20 protein-coding genes, 1 tRNA gene and 1 pseudogene are annotated in these 24085 nt (G+C 72.1%); 5 read left to right on the plus strand and 17 right to left on the minus strand.

The annotated features are described in order from the left end of the window. Positions 1–2: 2 nt before the first annotated feature. The 3 genes from ABT170_RS07190 (at position 3) to ABT170_RS07200 (ending at position 4036) form a co-directional block, all read left to right on the plus strand. On the plus strand, positions 3–923 hold the full coding sequence (locus tag ABT170_RS07190) for a carbohydrate ABC transporter permease (protein ID WP_351864784.1): 921 nt from the start codon (positions 3–5) through the stop codon (positions 921–923). A gap of 316 nt (positions 924–1239) precedes the next feature. Further along, the gene (locus ABT170_RS07195; RefSeq protein WP_351864786.1) at positions 1240–2778 is read left to right on the plus strand and encodes a GH1 family beta-glucosidase; all 1539 of its coding nucleotides are present in this window, start codon (positions 1240–1242) and stop codon (positions 2776–2778) included. Positions 2779–3004: 226 nt separating this feature from the next. Next, complete coding sequence (locus tag ABT170_RS07200; protein ID WP_329944349.1) at positions 3005–4036, plus strand: LacI family DNA-binding transcriptional regulator; 1032 nt, start codon at positions 3005–3007, stop codon at positions 4034–4036. Positions 4037–4260: 224 nt separating this feature from the next. Here ABT170_RS07200 and ABT170_RS07205 read toward each other — a convergent pair. The 4 genes from ABT170_RS07205 to ABT170_RS07220 all read right to left on the minus strand — a co-directional run bounded on the left by ABT170_RS07205 (position 4261) and on the right by ABT170_RS07220 (position 6989). Beyond that, positions 4261–4333: transfer RNA gene (locus tag ABT170_RS07205), tRNA-His, on the minus strand. A gap of 124 nt (positions 4334–4457) precedes the next feature. Further along, positions 4458–5060 (minus strand): oligoribonuclease, encoded by a 603-nt coding sequence (gene orn / locus ABT170_RS07210; protein WP_266931249.1) that lies wholly within the window; start codon positions 5058–5060, stop codon positions 4458–4460. Positions 5061–5070: 10 nt separating this feature from the next. Continuing rightward, complete coding sequence (locus ABT170_RS07215; RefSeq protein ID WP_329944350.1) at positions 5071–6297, minus strand: helix-turn-helix domain-containing protein; 1227 nt, start codon at positions 6295–6297, stop codon at positions 5071–5073. 434 nt (positions 6298–6731) lie between these two features. Next, positions 6732–6989 (minus strand): hypothetical protein, encoded by a 258-nt coding sequence (locus ABT170_RS07220; protein WP_351864789.1) that lies wholly within the window; start codon positions 6987–6989, stop codon positions 6732–6734. A gap of 380 nt (positions 6990–7369) precedes the next feature. Between ABT170_RS07220 and ABT170_RS07225 the strand changes: the two genes are divergently transcribed. Next, entirely contained in the window at positions 7370–7891 is a 522-nt protein-coding gene (locus ABT170_RS07225; protein ID WP_329944352.1) for a universal stress protein, read from the plus strand. A gap of 444 nt (positions 7892–8335) precedes the next feature. Here ABT170_RS07225 and glmS read toward each other — a convergent pair whose 3' ends face one another. The 3 genes from glmS to ABT170_RS07240 form a co-directional block, all read right to left on the minus strand. Then, positions 8336–10165, minus strand: coding sequence for a glutamine--fructose-6-phosphate transaminase (isomerizing) (gene glmS / locus ABT170_RS07230; RefSeq protein WP_329944353.1), 1830 nt, complete (start codon positions 10163–10165; stop codon positions 8336–8338). A gap of 43 nt (positions 10166–10208) precedes the next feature. Then, positions 10209–10484, minus strand: a complete 276-nt coding sequence (locus ABT170_RS07235; protein WP_266931243.1) for a hypothetical protein — start codon at positions 10482–10484, stop codon at positions 10209–10211. An 86-nt stretch (positions 10485–10570) separates the two neighbouring features. Continuing rightward, positions 10571–11473, minus strand: a complete 903-nt coding sequence (locus tag ABT170_RS07240; protein WP_351864794.1) for a DUF4429 domain-containing protein — start codon at positions 11471–11473, stop codon at positions 10571–10573. Positions 11474–11618: 145 nt separating this feature from the next. On the opposite strand from ABT170_RS07240, the pseudogene ABT170_RS07245 reads away from it, so the two are divergent. Beyond that, positions 11619–11795 (plus strand): annotated as a pseudogene (locus ABT170_RS07245) (beta-N-acetylhexosaminidase); the annotation flags it as partial. Between the two features lie 571 nt (positions 11796–12366). On the opposite strand, the gene ABT170_RS07250 reads toward ABT170_RS07245, so the two are convergent. The 10 genes from ABT170_RS07250 to ABT170_RS07295 all read right to left on the minus strand — a co-directional run bounded on the left by ABT170_RS07250 (position 12367) and on the right by ABT170_RS07295 (position 24067). Next, complete coding sequence (locus ABT170_RS07250; protein WP_329944356.1) at positions 12367–12927, minus strand: GNAT family N-acetyltransferase; 561 nt, start codon at positions 12925–12927, stop codon at positions 12367–12369. Further along, entirely contained in the window at positions 12911–14407 is a 1497-nt protein-coding gene (locus ABT170_RS07255; protein WP_351864797.1) for a pyridoxal phosphate-dependent decarboxylase family protein, read from the minus strand. Before ABT170_RS07255 ends, ABT170_RS07250 begins: the two co-directional genes overlap by 17 nt. Positions 14408–14556: 149 nt before the next feature. After that, positions 14557–15402 (minus strand): siderophore-interacting protein, encoded by an 846-nt coding sequence (locus ABT170_RS07260; protein ID WP_329944358.1) that lies wholly within the window; start codon positions 15400–15402, stop codon positions 14557–14559. Positions 15403–15686: 284 nt separating this feature from the next. Further along, on the minus strand, positions 15687–16787 hold the full coding sequence (locus tag ABT170_RS07265; RefSeq protein WP_351864801.1) for an alpha/beta hydrolase family protein: 1101 nt from the start codon (positions 16785–16787) through the stop codon (positions 15687–15689). Positions 16788–16945: 158 nt separating this feature from the next. Further along, complete coding sequence (locus ABT170_RS07270; protein WP_329944360.1) at positions 16946–17305, minus strand: hypothetical protein; 360 nt, start codon at positions 17303–17305, stop codon at positions 16946–16948. Continuing rightward, positions 17302–17943 (minus strand): GNAT family N-acetyltransferase, encoded by a 642-nt coding sequence (locus ABT170_RS07275; RefSeq protein ID WP_351864805.1) that lies wholly within the window; start codon positions 17941–17943, stop codon positions 17302–17304. The genes ABT170_RS07270 and ABT170_RS07275 overlap by 4 nt, the downstream gene beginning before the upstream one ends. 404 nt (positions 17944–18347) lie before the next feature. Continuing rightward, complete coding sequence (locus ABT170_RS07280; protein ID WP_351864808.1) at positions 18348–19514, minus strand: acyl-CoA dehydrogenase family protein; 1167 nt, start codon at positions 19512–19514, stop codon at positions 18348–18350. A gap of 8 nt (positions 19515–19522) precedes the next feature. After that, positions 19523–20479 carry a hydroxymethylglutaryl-CoA lyase gene (locus ABT170_RS07285; protein ID WP_329944363.1) on the minus strand — a complete coding sequence of 319 codons (957 nt, stop codon included), beginning with the start codon at positions 20477–20479 and terminating at the stop codon, positions 19523–19525. Further along, complete coding sequence (locus ABT170_RS07290; protein ID WP_351864810.1) at positions 20476–22437, minus strand: acetyl-CoA carboxylase biotin carboxylase subunit; 1962 nt, start codon at positions 22435–22437, stop codon at positions 20476–20478. Before ABT170_RS07290 ends, ABT170_RS07285 begins: the two co-directional genes overlap by 4 nt. 7 nt (positions 22438–22444) lie before the next feature. After that, entirely contained in the window at positions 22445–24067 is a 1623-nt protein-coding gene (locus ABT170_RS07295; protein ID WP_329944365.1) for a carboxyl transferase domain-containing protein, read from the minus strand. Between the last annotated feature and the right edge of the window lie 18 nt (positions 24068–24085).

The raw sequence follows: 24085 nt of genomic DNA on the forward strand, positions 1-24085 counted from the left end.
CCATGACCATGACCAGCCCCACCAAAGCCCCGCGGCCCGTCCTCCCGCCAGCGCGGGAGCGTCGCACACCGCACCGTACGAACCGCTTCCGGATGGGGGCGGGCCAGCAGATGAAGGGCGGCCCGTTCGCCTACGCCGCGCTGACCGTCGTCGGCATCGGTTCGCTGCTGCCGCTCTACTGGACGCTGGTGGCGGCGTCCAGGACCCAGGACGAGGTCCTCGCGTCCACCCCGCCGTTCCTGCCGGGCGGGCGGCTGTTCGACAACCTCGGAACCGCCTGGGAACAGGCGAACCTCGGCAAGGCGATCATCAACAGCGTCGTGGTGTCCGCGTCGATCACCGCGGCGACGCTGTTCTTCTGCACGCTGGCCGGGTACGCCTTCGCCAAGATGCGCTTCCGAGGGCGCGGCTGGCTGATGACCGCGGTCATCGCCACGCTGACGATCCCGCCGCAGCTCAGCGTCGTCCCGCTGTTCATGATGATGTCCGACCTCGGCTGGGGCGGGCAGTTGGAGTCGGTGATCTTCCCGACCCTGGTGAGCGCGTTCGGTGTCTTCTTCATGCGCCAGTACCTGATCGAGGCGCTGCCGTACGAACTCATCGAGGCGGCGAGGATCGACGGAGCCAACAACTTCCGCATCGTGGTGAGCGTGGTGCTTCCGGTGGCCCGCCCGGCGATGATGGTCCTGGGCATGCTCACCTTCGTTCAGGCGTGGAACGACTTCTTCTGGCCCTATCTCGCGCTGAACCAGCAGAACCCGACCCTCCAGGTCGCGCTGGGGCAGCTCAGCGCCTCGTACACCCCTGATCAGAGCATCGTGATGGCGGGCGCGCTGATCAGCACACTGCCGCTGCTGGTCGTGTTCGTGCTGTTCGGGAAGAAGATCGTCGGGGGGATCATGTCCGGCGCGGTCAAGGGGTGAGGGAGCCGGCGGAGCCTCGCCCCGAGGTTCCCCGACGCCGCCCCGGTCCGACTTCCACGTCCGACTCCCACACCCGGTGCGGAGTGCACCGGCCGGCCCCCTGCCCTGCTCTCGCCCCCGCTCCTGTTTCCACCCCCCTGTTTCCACCCCTCGCCCCTGCTTCCGCCCTCTGCCTCTGGCCCTGCCCCTGTCCCTGCCCCTGGCGCGACCCGTCAGCCCCCTGCCTCAACCTGCCCCGGCCTGCCGACTTCCTGCCCCAGGCTGCCTGCTTCCTGCCGCCAGCCCTGCCCCACCCACTTCTGGGAGCGCTCCCGTTATGACTGCCGTACGCCCTGACACAGCAATCCCCGGTACCCCCGCCCTCCTCGCCGGCTCCCCGGCCCCGCTGGGGTCCGCCCCCGCGACGGGCGCCGCCCCACAGCGGCCGGCGGGGGAGACCCCCTTCCCGGCGGGCTTCGTCTGGGGCGCGGCGACCGCCGCCTACCAGGTGGAGGGAGCCGCCGCCGAGAACGGCCGCACCCCCTCCATCTGGGACACCTTCAGCCATACACCGGGCAAGGTCCGCAACGGCGACACCGGGGACATCGCCGCCGACCACTACCACCGCTACCGCGACGACGTCGCGCTGATGAGGCAGCTCGGGCTGAAGGCGTACCGCTTCTCCGTCTCCTGGTCCCGCGTCCAGCCCACCGGCCGCGGCCCCGCCGTCGAGCGCGGCCTGGACTTCTACCGCAAGCTCGTCGACGAGCTGCTGGAGGCGGGCATCACGCCCGTCGCCACGCTCTACCACTGGGACCTCCCGCAGGAGCTGGAGGACGCGGGCGGCTGGCCGCAGCGCGTCACCGCCGAACGCTTCGCCGACTACGCCGCGATCATGGCCGGGGCGCTGGGCGACCGGGTCGGCATGTGGACCACGCTCAACGAGCCGTGGTGCTCGGCCTTCCTCGGTTACGGCTCCGGCGTGCACGCCCCGGGGCGCACCGAACCGGGCTCCGCGCTGCGTGCGGCGCACCATCTCAACCTCGCCCACGGCCGGGCGGCCGGGATCCTGCGCGACCGGCTCCCCGCTGCCGCGCAGCTCTCGGTCACCCTCAACCTCCACCAGGTCCGCCCGCTGACCGCGAGCGCCCAGGACGCGGACGCCGCCCGCCGGATCGACGCGGTGGGGAACCGGATCTTCACCGGTCCGATGCTGCGGGGGGAGTACCCCGAGGACCTGCTCGCCGACACCGCGCACCTGGTCGACTGGTCCGGGCTGGTGAGGGACGGTGACCTGGCGGAGACCGCGCGCCCCGTCGACGTACTCGGCGTCAACTACTACACGCCGACGATCGTCTCCACGCCCGCCTCGGGCGCCGGGGACACCCGCAACGACGGCCACGGCAACAGCGACCACTCGCCGTGGCCCGGTTCCGAGCACGTCGCCTTCCACCTCGCCGAGAACCGACCGCGTACGGCGATGAACTGGTCGGTCGACCCCGAGGGGCTGTACGACCTGCTCCTCGACGTCACCCGCGACCACCCGGGCCTGCCGCTGATGGTCACGGAGAACGGCGCCGCGTTCGACGACTACATGTCCCCCGAGGGCCGGGTCGAGGACCCCGAGCGGATCGCGTATCTGCGGGGCCACCTGGACGCCGTGCAGCGGGCGGTCGCCGCCGGGGCGGATGTGCGCGGCTACTTCCTCTGGTCGCTGATGGACAACTTCGAGTGGGCGTACGGGTATTCGAAGCGCTTCGGGGCGGTGTACGTCGACTACGCGACCCAGCGGCGCACCCCGAAGGCGAGCGCCCACTGGTACGCCGATGTGATCCGCCACCACGCGCTGCCCCCGGCGCCGGAGGCGCGAGCCTGACGTACGCGCCCGGCGCACGCACCCGGCACACACGCCGGCCCCGCTCCATCGGAAGGCCCCGCGCACCGGCGGGGTCTTCCGGCGTTCCGGCGGGTCGGGGAACCCGTAGACTCGAAACCGCTGGGAGCGCTCCCAAGCCGCACGGTCGACCCTACCGGGGCGAAGCGTCCGAAACTTGGATTGGCTTTGCGGCTGTGAGAAATTGACCGGGAACGGGGAGGCAGCCATGGCGGCAGGGCGAGTACGGAGCGGCGGGCGGCCCACGCTCGAAGAGGTGGCGGCACGGGCGGGCGTGGGCAGGGGCACCGCGTCCCGTGTCATCAACGGTTCGCCACGGGTCAGCGTGCAGACCCGCGAGGCCGTCGAGGCGGCTGTCGCGGAGCTGGGATACGTACCCAACCGCGCCGCCAGGGCGCTCGCGGGAAACCGCACCGACGCCATCGCGCTGGTCGTCCCCGAGCCCGAGACCCGCTTCTTCGCCGAGCCGTACTTCTCCGACATCGTGCGCGGTGTCGGCGCCGCGCTCGCCGACACCGAGATGCAACTGCTGCTCACCCTGGTGGGCAGCGACCGGGAGCGCCGGAGGCTCGCGCAGTACCTCACCGCGCACCGCGTGGACGGCGTCCTGCTGGTCTCGGTGCACGCCGACGACCCGCTGCCCGACCTGCTCGAACAGCTCGGGATGCCGTCCGTGATCAGCGGCCGCAGAAACGCCGCCGAACCGCTCGCCTCGGTGGACTCCGACAACTTCGAGGGCGCGAGGGCCGCGGTGGACCACCTGGTCTCACGGGGGCGCCGCTCCATCGCCACGATCACCGGCCGCCTTGAGGTCTACGGAGCGCAACGCCGCCTGGACGGCTACCGCGCGGCGGTCGCCGCGGCGGGCCTGGACCCCGACGAACGCCTCATCGCCCCCGCCGACTTCACGGAGGAGGGCGGCGCCCACGCGATGCGCGAACTCCTGGCCCGCCGCCCCGGCCTCGACGCGGTCTTCGCCGCCTCCGACGTCATGGCCGCCGGCGCCCGCCAGGTCCTGCGCGAGGCCGGCCGCCGCATCCCCGACGACGTGGCCCTGGTCGGCTTCGACGACTCGGTCGTCGCCCGCCACATGGACCCGGCCCTCACCAGCGTCCGCCAGCCGATCGAGGAGATGGGCCGCACGATGGCCCGGGTCCTCCTGGACGAGATCGCGGGCCGCCAGGAAGAGCGCCCGAGGATCGTGCTGCCGACGGAACTGGTGGTACGCGACTCGTCGTGACGGCCGGGCGTCCGGACGCCCGGCCCCCGACGCACGGAACAGCCCCCTTCACCCTTGGGCGGAGGGGGCTGTTCCGTGTGTCCGGGGACCTGCCGCGACCCGGTTCGCCGCGTCGGTGCAGTGGGGGCCACCCACGCGCACGCGGGGACCGGCGTTGTCGGGGGCTGATCCGGGAACGAATCAGCCCCCGACCTGTTGTTCCAGGTCGGGGGCTGATCCATCAGGGTGAGTAACGGGACTTGAACCCGCGACATCCTGGACCACAACCAGGTGCTCTGCCAGCTGAGCTATACCCACCATGTCGTCCGGTCTTTTTCTGACCGGCCGAGAAAAAGTGTACAGGGTCCGGGAGGGTGCTCGCGCCCCGGTTGTTCCTGCCCGGTCCACGGGCCCCGAAGGGCCCGTGACCTGGGCTGTCGTCCTACGCCGGAGGCAGCACGTGGCGCGCCGCGATTTCCTTGGCGCGTTCCGAGTCCGGGCCGGGCTGCGGTACGAAGACCGCCTCCCGGTAGTAGCGCAGCTCCGCGATGGATTCGCGGATGTCCGCCAGGGCCCGGTGGTTGCCGCTCTTGGCCGGGCTGTTGAAATACGCCCGCGGATACCAGCGGCGGGCCAGCTCCTTGATGGAGGACACGTCGACGATCCGGTAGTGGAGGTAGCCCTCCAGCGTCTGCATGTCCCTCGCCAGGAAGCCCCGGTCGGTGCCGATGGAGTTTCCGCAGAGAGGGGCCTTGCCCGGCTCCTTCACGTGTTCGCGTACGTATGCCAGGACCCGCTCCTCGGCGTCGGCCAGGGTGGTACCCCCGGCCAGCTCGTCGAGGAGACCCGAGGTGGTGTGCATCTGCCGCACCACCTCGGGCATGGTCTCCAGGGCCGCGTCCGGCGGGCGGATCACGATGTCCACCCCTTCACCGAGCACGTTCAGCTCCGAGTCGGTGACCAGGGCGGCCACCTCGATGAGTGCGTCGTCCGCCAGCGAGAGCCCGGTCATCTCGCAGTCGATCCACACCATGCGGTCGTTCATGCGCCCCACCCTACGGGGCGCTCCGCTGTCCCGGCAGGGCCGGGCGCCCGTGAGCGTACGCGTCCGGACCCGGTACGGAGTGGTCCCCGGCGCCCCCCGATGCCGCGCTCGCGAGCGGCATCGCACCTGCCCCGGACGGGGGCACGCCCCGGCGGCCGGACGGCGAACCCTGGGAGGGCACGACCGTCTCGATCACCGCGGAGGACTCCGCCATTCCCCCTTGCGGACGACGGGCCCGATAGGCGGCCCGGTACGCGGCGGGGGAGGAGCCGAGCTGGCGGCGGAAGTGCCCGCGCAGCGCGACCGGGGAGCGGAAACCGCAGCGCCCCGCGACCTCGTCGACCGAGTAGTCGGAGGTCTCCAGCAGCCGCTGCGCCTGCAGCACCCGCTGGGTGATCAGCCACTGGAGCGGTGCGCTGCCGGTGAGCGAGCGGAACCTCCGGTCGAAGGTTCGCCTGCTCATGTAGGCACGCGCCGCCAGCGTCTCCACGTCGAACTGCTCGTGAAGATGCTCCAGGGCCCAGGCCACGACCTCGGCGAGCGGGTCGGAGCCGATCTCTTCAGGTAAAGACCTGTCGAGGTAGCGCTCCTGGCCGCCACTGCGCCTCGGTGGCACGACGAGCCGGCGGGCCAGTGCCCCGGCGGCCTCCGTGCCGTGATCCGTACGCACTATGTGCAGACAGAGATCGATCCCGGCAGCCGTCCCGGCCGAGGTGAGCACATCGCCGTCGTCGACGAAGAGCTCACGCGGATCGACATGCACCGACGGATAGCGCTTGGCCAGCGTCGGTGCGTACATCCAGTGCGTGGTCGCCGGGCGGCCGTCCAGCAGACCTGCGGCCGCGAGCACGAAGGCCCCGGTGCACAGTCCGACGATGCGGGCACCCTCCTCATGGGCGCGGCGCAGCGCGTCCAGTGCCTCGGCGGGCGGCGGTGAAGTGATCGAGCGCCAGGCGGGCACCACCACGGTGCCGGCCCTGCTGATCGCCTCCAGGCCGTACGGCGCGGTGAGTTCGAGTCCGCCCGTAGTACGCAGCGGCCCTTCCTCGCCGCCGCAGACCAGCAGGCGGTAGCGGGGAACTCCCGCGTCCTGCCGGTCGATTCCGAAAACGGAGAGCGGGATGGAGCTCTCGAAGATAGGGCCACCACTGAACAGCAGCACGGCTACGACTTCCCGGCGTCGCCGCCCGGTCAGTTTTCGTGCGGCCTCCGTTGCGGTGGCGGAGTCCTGGCTCATGACGCTAAGCCCCCCTCGGTGTTCGCGTCTCCCTGGTCCTTACGGGCCTGTCGCTCCTGCACGTTTCCCCTCGGTATTGCACGGGTCCCCAGCCATCGATACCCATGATCGAATCTACTGTGTCCCGCAGTCCCGACGTGAACACGTTCCCCCACCGGCACTATGTCGACAAGGCAACTTGGCGCGAAGCATTCGATCACGAAGCGTTCCACTCGCGGGCCGCGCAGGGAAGTGCGCCTCGCGATCATGGCCCGTCCGCGTTGGGTGAAAGCGTACCGCGCGGTCTCTTCCTGCCTGGCGGCAAGTGGGTTGGTCGGCCATATCGCCAAGGATTCGGCGCAGATGTGAAGTTGGCTGAAAAGTGGTGGTTGTGCGAGCGGTTCCGGTCACGCCCGGCGCACAACTGCTCGCCTCACGGCCGCTGTAGTGCGCTCCTAACGACCGCTCCGCTGTGCTCCTTCGGGCGCCCGGAGGGTGGCGCGTTCGGACCGGCGCAACAGCAGCCGGCACACTGCCGTGACAGAGGCGAGACCGAGCGCGGAGACGGTGGCATTACCGACCGATGTGCCGTAGACGACCAGAACCGCCGGGACGAGCAGACCCCCGAACACCGCCCAGCGGACACCGTCGCCCGCCGGATCGGACGCCGCGTCGCGGCTCTGCTCGGACGAGGGTCCCGGCGGGGTCGGCACAGCTTTGCTCCCTGAGGTGGCGATGAGGTGGCACGGTGTGACGATGTGGCTAACGGAGACCGTTCGAAGGGGTCACTCCCCGGTGCGCCGATTCACTTTCGAGCGCTTCCGTACGGCCCTCAAAACAGGGCGACCGGCCTCCTCCGGCCGCCGAACCGCTCGGTGTAAGACACAACCGGCATTGCCATCCGGGGCCGCCTCGGGCATGCTCCCTCCAACGTCGCGCGCGCTTTTGCGGGGGTCTGGGCAGTGGAGGAGTGGCGCCGTACCCTTGGGGGTAGGGGGTTGGGAAGATGATTCCCGGACACAGCTACACCGCTCGCTGATGCACCTCCCCAAGCCGCTCCCTCCTCACGAGGACTCTCTTCGCCGAGACATCGATGGCCGGTCACGAAATCCCTGAACCCGCAGACCGCAAGCAGGTAGCCGACCCACTGTCGGAGCCGCAGACGGTCGAAGAAACATGCCATTCCTGCGATCCCGCCTTCCGCCACGGTGTCGTGGTCGGTTTCGACGGCTCCACATCCAGTGAACGGGCCCTCGCGTACGCCATCGGCATGGCCTGCAGATCCGGCTCCGGTCTGATCATCGTCCACGTCGCCAACCGGCTGCCGACCACTGTCTGGGCGGGGTGCGAACCCCCCGTGTTCGTCGATGTGCCCGATCACCGCACCGAGGTACTCGGGCTCGAACTGGCCTGCGCGGACTACCTCTCCGAGGTGCCCTGGGTGCTGGTCGAGCGCGGCGGCGACATCTGCCATGAGCTGGAGGAGGTCGGCCGCGAGTATTCGGCCGACGCCATCGTCGTCGGCTCCACGCACGGCATCGTCGGCCGGATCTTCGGTTCGGTGGCGGGCCGTCTCGCACGCCGCGCGCAGCGCCCGGTCATCGTCATCCCCTGACCCGTCGCGGCGCCCCGTCGCGGCGGCCCCACCGGAGCCCCCCGCCGACGTGAGGCGTCGGGCATCGGGCACTGGGCGTCGGGCATCGGGCATCAGCCGGGCTTCGGGCGCCGGACATCGGGTGCGCCGCGCCGTGGAGCGAGGCGCCGTCCCCTCGGACGGAGCGTCACAAGGCCCTGGAAGGCGCCTGGTTGGCCGCTGGAGCGCTCCGCGCGAGCGGCGGTGCCTTCCTTCCCCACCCCCGGAGTCCACGGGCCCGTCGGGGCCCACGGGGCAGCCGCGGCCCTCGTGCCCCTCGTGCCCCTCGGGCCGCGCGCCCCCGCCCTTCGGCGCCTCTCCGCCCCCTGCCGCCTCCCCCGGATGCCGGAGAGCCGCCCCGCACCCCGGGGAAGGGGTGCGAGGCGGCTCTCCGCGGGCGCCGTCGCGGGGTGCGGCGCGGGGCGGCTACTCCACCGTGACGGACTTCGCCAGGTTGCGCGGCTTGTCGATGTCACGGCCCATGGCCAGCGCCGTGTGGTAGGCGAAGAGCTGGAGCGGGATGCCCATCAGGATCGGGTCCAGCTCGTTCTCGTTCTTCGGTACGACGATGGTGTGGTCGGCCTTCTCCTGCTCGCGGTGGGCGACGGCGAGGATGCGTCCGCTGCGGGCCTTGATCTCCTCCAGTGCCGCCCGGTTCTTCTCCAGCAGGTCGTCGTCCGGGACGATCGCGACGGTGGGGAGCTCCGGCTCGATGAGCGCGAGCGGGCCGTGCTTCAGCTCCGAGGCGGGGTACGCCTCGGCGTGGATGTACGAGATCTCCTTCAGCTTGAGGGAGGCCTCCAGCGCGACGGGGTAGCCCCGCACACGGCCGATGAACATCATCGACCGCGCGCCCGCGTACTCCTCGGCCAGCTTCTTGATCTCGTCCTCGGATTCGAGGATCTCACCGATCTGCTCGGGCAGCTTGCGCAGGCCCTCGATGATCCGCCTGCCGTCGGCGACCGAGAGGTCCCGGATGCGGCCCAGGTGCAGGGCGAGCAGCGCGAACGCGACGACGGTGTTGGTGAAGCACTTCGTGGAGACGACACAGACCTCCGGGCCCGCGTGGACGTACATGCCCCCGTCGGCCTCGCGGGCGATCGCGGAGCCGACGACGTTGACGACGCCGAGGACGCGGGCGCCCTTGCGCTTGAGCTCCTGGACGGCGGCGAGCACGTCGTACGTCTCACCGGACTGGGAGACCGCGACGTACAGGGTGTCGGGGTCCACGACCGGGTTGCGGTAGCGGAACTCGGAGGCGGGCTCGGCGTCCGCGGGGATGCGGGCCAGCTCCTCGATGAGGCCGGCGCCGATCAGACCCGCGTGGTACGAGGTGCCGCAGCCGAGGATCTTGATCCGGCGCACGCCCCGCGCCTCGCGGGCGTCCAGGTTGAGACCGCCCAGGTGCACGGTGGAGAAGCGGTCGTCGATCCGGCCGCGCAGCACCCGGTCCACGGCGTCGGCCTGCTCGGAGATCTCCTTGTGCATGTACGTGTCGTGGCCGCCCATGTCGTACGACTCGGCCTCCCACTCCACCGTGGTGGGCGTGGCCGTCGTGGTCGAGCCCTCCGTGGTGTACGTACGGAAGTCGTCGGCCTTGAGGGTGGCCATCTCGCCGTCGTCCAGGGTGACGATCTGGCGGGTGTGGGTGACCAGCGCGGCGACGTCGGAGGCGACGAACATCTCCTTCTCGCCGATGCCGAGGACGACGGGGGAGCCGTTGCGGGCGACGACGATGCGGTCGTTGAAGTCGGCGTGCAGGACGGCGATGCCGTAGGTGCCCTCGACGGACTTCAGTGCCTCGCGGACCTTCTCCTCCAGGGTGAGGGCCTGCGAGCGGGCGATCAGGTGGACCAGCACCTCGGTGTCGGTCTCGGAGAGGAAGACGACCCCGTCCGCGACGAGCTTCGCACGGAGCTCGGAGGCGTTGTCGATGATGCCGTTGTGGACGACGGCGACCTTGTTGTCGGCGTCCAGGTGGGGGTGGGCGTTCTCGTCGCTCGGGGCGCCATGGGTGGCCCAGCGGGTGTGGGCGATCCCGGTGGTACCGGCGAACCGCTTGGGGACCCGGGACTCCAGCTCGCGGACCCGGCCCTTGGCCTTGACCGTCTTCAGGGTCCCGGGCTTGCCGGCCGCCGCCTTGCCCGTGATGACGATGCCCGCGGAGTCGTAACCCCGGTACTCCAGCCGCTGCAGGCCCTCCAGCAGCAGCGGGGCGACATCACGCTTCCCGATATAACCGACGATTCCGCACATAGAGTCTCTGCCCCTCCATCGACGTACAAAGATCAGACCGTGCTCAGCCGTAGACGATGCGGCGCAACTGGCGGAGCGAGAGCTCCGGCGGCGCCACCGCGCGGTGCGGCAGCTCGGCCGCGATCCGCTCGAAGATCTCCGCGTTGACCAGGCCGCCCGATTGCAGTTCACGGTGGCGGCGCCGGACGAAGTCGTCCGTCGTCTCGTCGAAGTACGCGAGCACGTCAAGGATCACCCGGGCCGCTTCACCGCGCTGGAGCGCGCTGGAGCGTACGAGGTGGTCGATGAGGTCGTCGTGCGACGAGCGGCGTTCAAGCACTCGTCGATACTGCGCGGAGCGGAGGGCTTATGCAAGAAATCTGCCCGATATCGGGCAGGGGGCGGCGGCGGGGGGCGGCAATCAGGTCAGAGGCGCTTCAGTACGGCCTGCTTCGCCGCGCCGAACTCCTCATCGGTGAGCACTCCGGCCCGGTGCAGCTCGCCGAGCTCGCGCAGCCTGCGCAGCAGTGCGTCGTGATCATCGGCGTCGGCAGTGGCAGCGGCAGGGGCAGGGGAGGGGGAAGGGAGCGCGGCCGGTGCGGCGGCGCCCTCCGCGGGCGCGCCCAGGCTCTTGCGCGTGTCCGGCAGTCGCATCAGCACCGCCGCCGCGACCAGGACCGCGGTGTTCTCCTTCTTCGACATGCCCCACAGGTCCAGCGAGTACGGGTCGAACTTCGGCGGCGCCGTGGAGGGCCCGCGGTCCAGCTCGAAGCGCAGGTAACCGTTCTCCAGACCGAGGGACGGCAGCCAGCGCACACCCCGGACCACCGACACCGGGAAGGAGACCGCGCCACCGGCCGTCTTCGACTCCTCGGCCTTCCAGTTCCAGGTGAGCCGCACGGTCTCCCCGTCGAACGAGGCCGTGCCGTCCCCGCCGCCGCCGGACACCGGGAGCGAGGGGCCCGGCAGCAGGAAGCGGTCCACCGGGCCCTCGGGCACCTGCTCGATCAGCAGGGCGTTGCGCACCTCGTCGACGAAGTACTCGGCGACGCCCGTGCGGTCCTTCTCCACCGTGAGCACATAGGGGTCCGCGCCGTCCTTGAGCCGGCCCTCCGCGGCGAGCAGCACCGGGCAGGCCCCGCCGCGCAGCCGTAGCCGCAGCCGGCCGCCCCTGCGCTCCGACTCGAACGAGATGCCCGCCAACGCCTGTACGGGTATGGCGAGTTCGCCGAGGCCCTGACGTACCGGATGCGCCTTGCCGCCCGGCACGATGCGCACCGTTTCGCCGTCGAAGGTCCACGTTCCGTCGCGCTGGATGATTTCCGCCATGCCGGTGATTCTGCCAGCAGCCCATGCCGAACTTGGTCTAGTCCTTGACGCCTCCGCGACCACCGCGATACGGATGGTGACCGTTCGGTTGCTCAGAAGAAGCGCAGGTGACCCCGTCGAAGGGACCGGCTTGTGACACAGCACGGAGATCGAACAGATGGCCTTCCCCCGGCTGCCGGGGGTGGCGGAGCTGGGATGGTCGCCCGCGGCGACGCACGACTGGGAGACGTACAAGGTGCGGCTCGCCGCCCAGGGTCCCCGGATGACCGCGCTCGGCATCGGTTTCTACCGCTCGCCACAGGTGCCGTGGGACGGGCGGTGACGTACGGAAGGTGAGCGGTGAGCGCCCGTAGGGCCTGGATCCGGGCGCTCACCGGTTTTGTGGGGGCCCTGTCAGGGCCCGGTGCCTCTCATGGCACAGCAGACCGGCGGGACCCGGTCGTCGGAACCCGGCCGTCGGAAAGCGGTCGCCGGAGCCCGGTGGAGGTGGCCGGTTCCCTGGTCAGCCGGTACGCGGTTCCGGCCAGGGCCGACGAGTGCTCCTCCGAGTGCTCCGGTACGGCCTCCGGCGTGCGCCCGCGCATGCGGCGCGGACCGAGGGGCAGGCGCGGTGCTTCCGACGGGAGTTCGGATCGACGCAGGTGGCGGCGGGCCGCACCCGTGCCGACCGGCCCCCGGTGCGGTGGGCGGGGCCGGCGCGGCGAAGCGGCAACGGATCGCGGCGTCACCTCCGCGCGGGGTGCGGCGGCCCTTGCCGAGGAGCGCGAGGTCCGTCCGCCGCGCATGGCCGAATTCGTCGGGCGTTCCGCAGCCGAGCGGTCTGTTTGTAGTGGTCCGGCGGCCGGGCCGCCCGCCGGGAAGCGGGCGGGGGCTCTCGGCGAGGGGGGCGGGCATCAGTGGTGGACCCCGGCGGTCGCGGCCTGGAACCGCTCCCGCGTGCAGGCACTGAGCAGCGCGCTCCTCCCGGGCTCGCCGATCACCCGCAGTGCCTCGAATCCCACCGACCGGTGCAGGGCGTGCGCGGTGCTGTTGCGCACATCGTGATCGACGACCACACGGCGTACGGCCGGGTCGGCGAAGAGCGCCTCCATCACCGCGGTGAGCACGGCGAGCGTGTGGCCGAGCGGCTGGGTATCGGTGGGCGCGATCAGGAAGTGCATCCCGACATCGCCGGGCTCCGCCTCGTACAGGCCCTTCAACCCGGTCCCGGCGGGGTCGTAGCGCTCCATCAGGAACGCGGGCTCCCCGTCGTGCAGCCCGATGAAGGCGTCGTGGTGCGGGCGGGCGGCGATGGCCATGTACTCCCGCTCGACGTCCTGGAGCCGTGTGCCGCTCAGCGGCCGGAAGGCCGCCTTGGGGTGGGTGACCCAACGGTGCACCAGAGCCGTGTCGTCGAAGGGATCGAGGGGGCGGACGCCGAAGGTGGAGCCGCACGGCTCAGCAAGCGCGGACAAGGGAGTCTCCCAGGTACTTCTCGGCGTGGCCGGCGAGCAGGTCGAGGACCGCGGCGAGGTCCTCGACGCTCGTTCCGGGGTTGAGCAGGGTGACCTTCAGATACTGGCGCGAGCCGACCTTCGTACCGGCGACGACCGCCTCGCCGGAGGCGAACAGCGCCTTGCGGGCGTAGAGGTTGGCCCGGTCGATGCCGGCGGGCGCCGTGACACGGGCGGGCACGTAGCGGAACACCAGGGTGGAGAGCTGCGGTCGGACGGCCACCTCGAAGCGCGGGTCGGCGTCCAGCAGCCGCCAGCCCTCGGCCGCCCGGTCGCAGACCTCGTCGAACAGCGCACCGATACCGTCCGCACCCATGACGCGCAGGGTCATCCACAGTTTCAGCGCGTCGAACCTGCGGGTCGACTGGAGGGACTTGGCGGCCTGGTCGGGGACGCGCTCCTCGGCCGCCCGGCGGCGGTCCGGGCCTTCGGCGCGGGCCGGATGTTCCGTGCGGACCGGATGATCGGGGCGGTACGTGACATGGCGCAGCGTCGCCCGGTCGCGGACCAGCACGGCGGAGCAGCTCACCGGCTGGAAGAACGCCTTGTGGAAGTCGACGGTGACCGAGTCGGCCCGTTCGATGCCTTCGAGGAGCCCCCGGCGCTCGCGGGAGGCCAGCAGCCCGCAGCCGTACGAGGCGTCGACGTGCATCCAGACGGAGAACTGCTCGCACAGCGCGGCGATCTCCGGCAGCGGGTCGAGGGAGCCGAAGTCCGCGGTGCCCGCGGTGGCGACGACGGCCATCGGGACCGTGCCCTGGTCCGCGCACCGCTCCAGCGCGCGGGCCAGGGCCACGGTCTGCATGCGTCCGGCGCGGTCGACGGGGAGAGGGACGACCGCGTCGGGCCCCAGACCGAGCAGCCTGACGGACTTCTGGACGCCCGCCCGTCCGCACTCGGAGACGAGGACGCGCAGCCGGCCGAGGTGCCCGGTCCCGGTCCCGGCCCTGGCCCCGGCTTCCTCGCGGGCGAGCAGCAGGGCCTGGAGATCGGACTGCGTACCGTCGCTGGTGAAGACGCCGTCGGCGGCCGGGCCGAGGCCGAGGCGCCCGGCGGTCCAGTCGATCAGCCGGCGCTCGATGAGCGTGCCGCCGGTGCTCCGGTCCCAGGTGTCCAGGGAGGAGTTGACGGCGGAGAGGACCGCCTCGCCCAGCACGGCCGGGATGACCGCGGGGCAGTGGAGATGGCCCAGGTAGCGCGGGTGGTGGAAGTGGACCGCGTCACGGAGGTAGACCTCGCCGAGCTCGTCCAGGGCGGCCGAGGCGTCACCCAGCGGCCGGTCCAGGTCGATCGCGTCGACGGCCGGGGAGAGCCCGCCGACACCCACCCCGCTGAAGGGGCGGTCGGCGGCGGCGATGGTGGCCGCGACCCGTTCCACTCCCGCGGTGACGGTGCGCCGATAGTGCTCCGCGGTCGTGTTGTTGAGCAGGTGCGAACGCATGAGGGGGTCCTCCCGGCCGAGGGGAACTCACCCCGCCCTCCGGGCAGAGAGGGAGGGGTGAGGGTCGCGATGCGAAACTAAGGTTAGCCTAACCTAACCTTCGCGATGCTGTCCCTCGCCCCTCCCCGTCACATGCGAAGCCGCCCGCCTCAGGCGTCCTCGGTGGCCGCTTCGGCGCGCAACTGCTCCTCGCTGAGCCCGCGGCGCCAGTAGCCGACGAAGGTCACGCGCTCGCGGTCGAACCGCCGCTCCTGGACGAGATGGCGGCGCAGCGCCCGCACCGTGGAGGACTCGCCCGCGATCCAGACGTACGGCGTTCCCCCGGGCAGTTCGGCGGCCCGGACGGCGTCCACGGCGGACGGGGCGCCCTCGCTCCGTACGAGCCAGCTGATCCTGGCCCTGGCCGCGGTGTTGAGGGCCTGGCGGTCCTCGGTGCGCGGGACGTCGAGCCAGACGCGGGCGGTCATCCCGGCGGGCAGCCACTCCAGGGCGGCGGCCGCGGCGGGCAGTGCCGTTCCGTCGGCCCAGATCAGCACCCAGTCGGTGTCCTGCGGCGGCCGGAAGCGGACGGCCGTGTTGTCCTCGACGGCGGGGCCGAGCACCTTGACCGGCTGCCCCGGGGCGGCGGCCATCGCCCAGCGGCAGGCGGGACCGCCGTCCTCGTGCAGCGCGAAGTCGATGTCGATTTCGGTGCGGCCGTCGCCCGTACGGCGCTGCGCGCGCACCGTGTACGAGCGCATCACCGCCCGTACGTCCTCCGGCAGCGCCCGCCACCGGGTGAACCAGTCCTCGCCGGTGGGCAGTACCGGCTCGGGCTGCCCCGGGTGCGGCAGGAACAGGGACAGGCTCTGGTCGCGCCCGCCGGCGGCGAACCCGTCGAGCCCCGGCCCGCCGAAGGTGACCCGGAGCATGGAGGGGCCCAGCCGTCTGGACCGGAGCACGGTCGGGCCGAAGAACCGGAAGGGGGCGATGGCGGGTGCGGGGGCAGTCGTCATACGGGAGTTCCTCCGGAACGGGCGGGGCCCGTGGGCGCGCGGCCCGGCCCCGGCAGCGGTGCGCCTGTGGTGCGCCGGTGGCGCGGTCGGCGTACGGCCGTGGTGCGTTGGGCGTACGGGCCGTGACGCGCCGCCGGTGCGGCAATCCGAAGGAAGGTTAGCCTACCCTTTGTGAGTTGGGGAATGGGTGGACGACCGGAACGGGTGGCCGGAGGAAGGGGGACGGGGCCTGACCACCGGCCCGCTCCGCCCCTCTCGCCCGCACCTGAACGGCCGGACGGAACTCAGGCGCGGGCGCTCGTCTCCGGCGTGCAGAACGTGACCTGCGGGTAGTGCTCGAAGGGCCCCTCCAGGAGGGGCTGGGGCCGTTGGCGCAGGTGCAGTTCGAGGAACGCGCGGGTGTACCTGCGGGTGATCCCCGCTACCCGGGCGGCCGGCAGACCGGCGCCGATGCCGATTCCCAGTTGTTCGGCCAGCAGTCCGACATCGGTGAAGGAGGCGTGTTCGGCTCCGGCCACCACGAGCCACCGTTTCCACCCGGTCAGGCGTTGCCAGTCGCGTTCCCAGGTGGCCACCGCGCTGCCACCGCCGCCCGGACTGTACTGACCCTGCCTGCCGAGGAACAGGAACGGCCGGGACAGGCCGCCGTCCGGGACCGGTACGTGGGTCGAGCCGTCGATGTCGATTCCCGCGCGTACCCGGGAGTCGGCCTGCATGGTGGCGACGGCGCTCGCGCCGCCGACGGAGTGGCCCGCCATCGCGATCCGTGACGGGTCGACGAGCCGGGCGCCGTTCCCTCGCGCGTGCGCCCCGGTCAGCTCGTCCAGGACGAAGGAGACATCGGCGGCCCGGCCCGTGACCAGCCGGTTCCAGAACGCCTCGTCATGCGGGACCTCGCCGGCGGCGCAGGTGGCGACCCGGCCGTCCGGGAAGGTGGTGGCCACACTCTCGTAGGTGTGGTCGATCGCGGCCACGATGCAGCCGTGGCTCGCGAGGTCCTCGGCGAGAGCGGTCAGCGTGGTGCGCGGCTTGGTGAATCCGGGAGAGAGCACGACCAGCGGCAGACCGCCCGCGGGCCCTGCCGGTCGAGCGTCGGCGAAGGCATGGGTCCGTGTCGTGCTCAGCACGTCCGACGGCACTCCGGTGATGCCCCCTTCCTCAAGGATCAGTTCTGACTCCGCAGGAGTCATGTACTGGGCCCGCCGCCCGCTCGTCGAGGCCGTCGGATACCACAGGGAGACCATCAGTTCGCGCGCGCTCGCCCCGGAGGCCCAGGGGTCGGGGCGGGAGCCGTCCGTGAGGTGCAGGGACGTGGTGCCGACCGCACGGTCCCCGGTCGGTCCGGGCAGGCACGGGGTGCCGCGACGGAAGAGCGCGTGGTTCACGGGTCAGTCCGTTCTCTACTGGGGGCGGGCGGCGGGACGGTGAACAACGACGCCGTCCGTCCGCCCGCGGTTCCCGCGCGGGAGAGCCCTTCGGTTCCCGCGTCCGGCGGACCGTGCCCAGCGGCGGCCAGGGGGTGTACGGGGGCACGCGCGCGGCGTCACCAGACGATGACCCCGCCGCCCACCGCACGGGCGCGCTCCCCCGCGGCGGCGATGTTGGCCAGCCGCTGGGCCACGTAGTCCGCGCGGTAGCCGCCGTGCGCGGCCAGGGCCTCGGTGTGCGGGCGCAGCAGCTCGCACTCGGCGAGGAAGTCGGCCACCTCCTCCGGCTCGACGAGCAGCATGTCCGTCGCGAGCCGGGGCAGGAAACGGGCCCCCAGCGCCCTGGCCGGCTCCGCGCCCCACAGCCGCGTACGGCAGCTCTCGAACCCGGCCATGTCCCGCCCGTCCGGCGGATCGTCGAGGAGGTCCCAGGCCCCGTCCTCGCCCGGCAGATACGTGTGCACCAGCAGCGTCACGCGCCGAACTCCCCCCGACAGGCGTCGAGCCCCTCGACGGTGACCGGGATGCTCCGGTGCTCCTCCCAGCGGGCCCGCTCCAGCCGCAGTCGTTGCAGCGTGACGGCCCTGCCGCGTACGGCCGCGACCTCCAGGCCGTCCGGGACGTAGCCGAGCCGCCGCGAGACGCCGAGCGAACGCGGGTTGTCCGTCATCGCGCCCGACGTGGCGCACCGGGCCCCGAGCCCGGCGAAGGCCAGATGGAGCGCGGCGGCCCGCATCTCGGTGCCGATGCCCCGCCCCTGGTGCGCCAGCCCCAGCCAGGAACCGGTCGCGACCTCCCGGGTCACGGCGAAGTCCCGCCCCGTCACGTCCTGCCGCCCGACGACTTCGCCCTCGTGCAGAACGGCGAGGCTCAACGCCCAGTTCTCCGCCGACCAGTTCGCCACCGTGCCCAGCACATGCAGATACACGGCCCGCCCGACCTCCTCGGGCGAACCGTCGGTCCACGGCACGGTGAAGGGCATGGCGTCCGGCGCGTGCACCCCGCCGGCGGCGACCGAGGCGAGTTCGTCGAGCAGCCCGGTCCCGGGAAGGCGCAGTTCGAGGCGGGGGGTGCGGATGCGGAGGCCGTACAGGGGCCGGTGTCGGGGTGTCATGACGGGACTCTGCCGGGCGGCGGCAGCCGGTGTCGAGCGGGTTTCGGGGCCGGAGGGGCGGGGCCGGGGGCGGCGGGTCAGGTGGACGGGTGCGGCGCGAACCGACCGGTGAAACCCGCCCGGCACAGCCGCTCGCACCCCGCTGTCACGCCGAGGGGGACGGGATCGGCCACCATGAACCCGCTTCTCCCGCGCCGGATGGAACGCCCGGGAGGAGCGGAGATTCTCGCCCGTGTCGCGTGCACGCGGCTCCACCGGCACGGCGGAGCCGGGAACACCGAGTCCGACGGCCCGCTCACGACAGCGCCGCAGGGGCCCGACCGGCTGTTCCGCGCGAACGGGGAGGCCGCCGCGCGACCCGCGTCCGGGTCGCGCGGCGGCCTCCCCGCCGACGTGATCACCGGTCAGGCCGGCAGCCCCAGCTCCCGGGCGATCAGCATCCGCTGGACCTCGCTCGTGCCCTCGCCGATCTCCAGGATCTTCGAGTCGCGCCACATGCGGGCCACCGGGTACTCGTTCATGAAGCCGTAGCCGCCGTGGATCTGGGTCGCCTCGCGGGCGTTGTCCACCGCGACCGTGGAGGAGTACAGCTTGGCGATCGCCGCCTCCTTCTTGAACGGCTCGCCCGCCAGCAGCCGGGAGGCCGCGTCGCGCCAGCCGATGCGGGCCATGTGCGCGCGCATCTCCATGTCGGCGATCTTGAACTGGATCGCCTGGTTGGTGCCGATCGCTCTGCCGAACGCGTGCCGCTCGGCGGCGTACTTCACCGACTCGTCCACACAGCCCTGGGCCAGGCCCGTGGAGAGGGCGGAGATCGCGATCCGGCCCTCGTCCAGGATCCGCAGGAACTGCGCGTAGCCGCGGCCCTCCTCGCCCAGCAGGTTGCCCGCCGGGACGCGGACGTCGGAGAAGGACAGCTCACGGGTGTCCGAGGAGTTCCAGCCGACCTTGGAGTACGGGGCGGCCACGGTGAAGCCGGGGGTGCCGGAGGGCACGATGATCGAGGAGATGCGCGGCGCGCCGTTCTCCTTGCGGCCGGTCACCGCGGTGACCGTGACCAGCTCCGTGATGTCCGTACCGGAGTTGGTGATGAAGCACTTGGAACCGTTGATCACCCACTCGCCGGCCGCCTCGTCGAGCACCGCCGTCGTGCGCGTGCCGCCCGCGTCGGAGCCGCCGTCCGGCTCGGTCAGGCCGAAGGCGCCCAGCGCCTCGCCCGAGCAGAGCCTCGGCAGCCACTTCCGTTTCTGCTCCTCGGTGCCGAAGCGGAAGACGGGCATCGCTCCCAGCGAGACCCCGGCCTCCAGGGTGATCGCCACCGAGGAGTCGACCCGGGCCAGCTCCTCCAGGGCGATGCCGAGGGCGAGGTAGTCGCCGCCCATGCCGCCGTACTCCTCCGGGAACGGCAGCCCGAACAGGCCCATCCGTCCCATCTCGCGCACGATCTCGTACGGGAACTCATGGCGCTCGTAGAGGTCGCCGATCTTCGGGGCGACCACATCCTGTGCGAACTGCTCGACGGTGCGGCGCAGTTCCTCGTGTTCGGGGGTCAGCCGGTGATCCAGGGCCATGGTGGTCTTCACTCCTTGTGGGAGAGCGCGCGGACGGTACGGGAGGGGCTGGGGCGGCCCAGCTGTTCGGCGAGCCACACGCTCGTGGCGACGAGCTCGTCGAGGTCGACCCCGGTTTCGATGCCGAGGCCGTGGAGCATCCACACGAGGTCTTCGGTGGCGAGGTTTCCCGTCGCGCTCTTCGCGTACGGGCAGCCGCCGAGGCCGCCCGCGGAGGCGTCCACGGTGCTCACCCCGTGCTGGAGCGCGGCGAGGGTGTTGGACAGCGCCTGGCCGTACGTGTCGTGGAAGTGCACCCCGATGGTGTCGGTGCGCACGCCCTCCTCGTTCAGTTCGGACAGCAGTGTCTGGACATGGCCGGGGGTGGCGACGCCGATCGTGTCGCCGAGCGACAGCTCGTCGCAGCCCAGGTTCATCAGCGCCTTGGCGACCCGGACGACCTGGTGGACGGGCACGGGCCCCTCCCACGGGTCGCCGAAGCACATCGACAGATAGCCGCGCACATGCACCTTGTCCGCCTTGGCACGGGCCACCACGGGCTCGAACATGGCGAGCGACTCGTCGACGGTCCGGTTCAGATTGCGGGCGGCGAAGGTCTCGGTCGCCGAGCCGAACACGGCGATCCGGCGGGCCCCGAGGGACAGCGCCCGGTCCAGCCCGCGCTCGTTCGGCACGAGGACGGGCAGTGCCACGTCCCCGATGTCCGCGATCTCCCCGAGCAGGGGGTAGAGCTGCTCGGCGTCGGCCAGCTGCGGCACCCAGCGGGGGTGCACGAAGCTCGTCGCCTCGATCGTCGCGAGCCCGGCCACGGCGAGCCGGCGGATGAACTCCGCCTTCACCTCCGTGGGGACGACCGCCTTCTCGTTCTGGAGGCCGTCGCGGGCCCCCACCTCATGGATGCGGACCCGGGCCGGCAAGTCCGGGGCGGGCACCTCCATGGGCAGCCCGAGCGGTCGCGCGGTCATGATTCCTCCCCGGTCACGGGTGCGGCGACGGGTGCCACCACGGCCAGGACCTGGTCCATGGCGACCGTGGCCCCGGCGATGACGTCCAGTTCGGTGACGGTGCCGGCGTGCGGGGCGGAGATGACGTGTTCCATCTTCATCGCCTCGACGACCAGCAGGCTCTGCCCGGCCCCGACCTCGTCCCCGACCGCCACCTTGACCACCGTGACCGTGCCCGGCATCGGCGCGGCCAGCGTGTCGGCCCCGGCGCGGGCGGCGCCGCTCAGGGACGCCTCCACCGGGTCGTGGTCCTGGACGTGCCAGGTGTCGCCGTCGCGGCCCAGCCAGTGGCCGCCGCGGTGGAAGTGGTGCGTGACGCCGTCCAGTTCGACCGTGACCCCGTGCGGGGTGACGGCCGAAGCGTGGGGGGCGGCGCGGTCGGCCGGCTCGCCGCCCGCGACCCGGAGCGGGAACGTCAGGGGGGCCGCCCCGCCGCCCGTGCGCCAGCCGTTCGGCACGGAGAAGGGGTCGGTCCAGCCGTCCGCGTCCGGCCGGGGGGCCAGCGCGTCGAGCCGCAGCGCCGCCGCCGCCGCGTACACCTCGTCCGGCACCCCGTCCGGGACGAGCCCGTCCGCCTCGCGTTCCACCAGACCGGTGTCCAGCTCGCCCGCCACCACCGCCGGGTGGGCCAGCAGACGGCGCAGGAAGCCCGCGTTGGTCGGGACGCCCAGGATCACCGTCTCCGCGAGGGCGGCGCGCAGCTTGCGTACGGCGGTGGCGCGGTCGGGGCCGTACGCGATGACCTTCGACAGCATCGGGTCGTACAGGCTGCCGACCGGCACGCCCTCGCTGAGCCCGGAGTCCGTGCGCACCCCGTGCCCCTGCGGCTCGCGCAGCGCGAGCACCGTGCCGCCGGAGGGGAGGAAGCCGCGCGCGGGGTCCTCGGCGCAGATCCGGGCCTCGATCGCGTGCCCGGTGAGGGTGATGTCGCTCTGGGCGTACGGGAGGTGTTCGCCCGCCGCGACCCTCAGCTGCCATTCGACCAGGTCGAGGCCGGTGATCAGCTCGGTGACCGGGTGCTCGACCTGGAGGCGGGTGTTCATCTCCATGAAGCAGTACGCGGCGGGGTCGTCGCCCGGGACGATGAACTCCACCGTGCCCGCGCCGACATAGCCGCAGGAGCGGGCCGCCTGGACGGCCGCCTCGCCCATCGCCGCCCGGGTCTCCTCGGTCAGCAGGACGGACGGCGCCTCCTCGATGATCTTCTGGTGGCGGCGCTGGAGCGAACACTCGCGCTCGCCCAGGTGCACCACCCGGCCGTGCGCGTCGGCCAGCACCTGGATCTCGATGTGGCGCGGCCGGTCGATCCAGCGCTCCACCAGCAGGGTGTCGTCGCCGAACGAGGCGCGCGCCTCGCGCCGGGCCGCCGCGATCTCCTCGGCCAGCAGTGCCTCGTCCCGGACCAGCCGCATGCCCTTGCCGCCGCCGCCCGCCGAGGGCTTCAGCAGCACCGGCATGGCGATCTCGCGTGCGGCGTCGGCCAGTTGGGCATCGGTGAGCCCGCTGCCGGAGGACCCGGGCACCACCGGCACCCCGGCCGCCGCGACGGTCTCCTTGGCGCGGATCTTGTCGCCCATGAGGGAGATCGCGGAGGCGGGCGGCCCGATGAAGACCAGCCCCGCGTCCGTGCACGCCCGCGCGAAGTCCGCGTTCTCGGCGAGGAATCCGTACCCCGGGTGCACGGCCTGCGCGCCGGTGCGGCGGGCCGCGTCCAGCAGGGCTTCCACGCTGAGGTAGCTCTGCGCGGCGGGCGCGGGACCGATCCGTACCGCCGTGTCCGCCTCCCGCACGTGCCGGGCGTCGGCGTCCGCGTCGCTGAAGACGGCGACGGAGCGCACACCCAGCTCGCGCAGGGTCCGGATCACCCGGACGGCGATCTCGCCGCGGTTGGCGACAAGAACGGTGTCGAACATCGTCATCTGTTCCTCACATCCGGAAGACGCCGAAGCCGGGCCCGGCCGGGTCCTTCTGGGGCAGCGGGGCGTTGGCGCAGGCCGTCAGTGCGAGCCCCAGCACCTGGCGGGTGTCCAGCGGGTCGATCACACCGTCGTCCCAGAGCCGGGCGGTGGCGTAGTACGCGTTGCCCTGGGTCTCGTACTGCTCGCGGATCGGCGCCTTGAAGGCGTCCTCGTCCTCGGCGCTCCAGTCGTCGCCGAGCTGGTCGCGCTTGACGGTCGCCAGCACGGAGGCGGCCTGCTCGCCGCCCATGACGGAGATCTTGGCGTTGGGCCACATCCACAGGAAGCGGGGGCTGTAGGCCCGGCCGCACATGGAGTAGTTGCCCGCCCCGTAGGACCCGCCGACCACCACGGTCAGCTTCGGCACCCGTGTGCAGGCCACCGCCGTGACCATCTTCGCGCCGTGCTTGGCGATGCCGCCCGCCTCGTAGTCCCGGCCGACCATGAAGCCGGAGATGTTCTGGAGGAAGACGAGCGGGATGCCGCGCTGGTCGCACAGCTCGATGAAGTGCGCGCCCTTCTGGGCGGACTCGGAGAACAGGATGCCGTTGTTGGCGACGATGCCGACCGGGTGGCCGTGGATACGGGCGAAGCCGGTGATCAGCGTCGTGCCGTACTCCGCCTTGAACTCCTGGAACCGCGAGCCGTCCACGACCCGGGCGATCACCTCGCGCACGTCGTAGGGCGTCCGGGAGTCGACCGGCACCGCCCCGTACAGCCCCGCGGGGTCGACCTTCGGCTCCTCGGCCGGCCGCACGGACCAGGGGAGCGCCCCGCGCTCCGGCAGGGTGGCCACGATGTTCCGGACGATCCGCAGCGCGTGCGCGTCGTCCTCCGCGAGATGGTCGGTGACCCCCGACGTACGGGAGTGGACCTCGCCGCCGCCCAGCTCCTCGGCCGTGACGACCTCACCGGTCGCCGCCTTCACCAGCGGCGGACCGCCGAGGAAGATCGTGCCCTGGTTGCGGACGATGACGGCCTCGTCGCTCATCGCGGGGACGTACGCCCCGCCCGCCGTGCAGGACCCGAGCACCGCCGCGATCTGCGGGATGCCGGCCCCCGACATCCGGGCCTGGTTGTAGAAGATCCGCCCGAAGTGGTCCCGGTCGGGGAACACCTCGTCCTGCATCGGCAGGAAGGCCCCGCCCGAGTCGACCAGATACAGGCACGGCAGCCGGTTCTCCAGCGCCACCTCCTGGGCGCGGAGGTGCTTCTTCACGGTCATCGGGTAGTAGGTGCCGCCCTTGACCGTGGCGTCATTGGCGACGATCACGCACTCCCGGCCGCTGACCCGCCCGATTCCGGCGATCACCCCGGCCGCCGGTGCGGCGCCCCCGTACAGCCCCTCGGCGGCCAGTGGGGCCAGCTCCAGGAAGGGCGAGCCCGCATCGAGCAGGGTGTCCACCCGCTCCCGGGGCAGCAGCTTGCCGCGCGCCACATGCCGGGCGCGGGCCTTCTCACCCCCGCCGAGCCGTGCCGTGGCGAGCCGCGTGCGCAGCTCTCCGGCGAGCGCGTGATGCGCCGCCTCGTTGGCCTGCCAGGCCTCCGAGGCGGGATCGGCCGCGCTCGCCAGGACCGGTGCCTGCTGCATCGTGTCGAGCCCCCTTGC

The sequence above is a fragment of the Streptomyces sp. NPDC001787 genome, assembly GCF_040297465.1.
GTDB lineage: Bacteria > Actinomycetota > Actinomycetes > Streptomycetales > Streptomycetaceae > Streptomyces.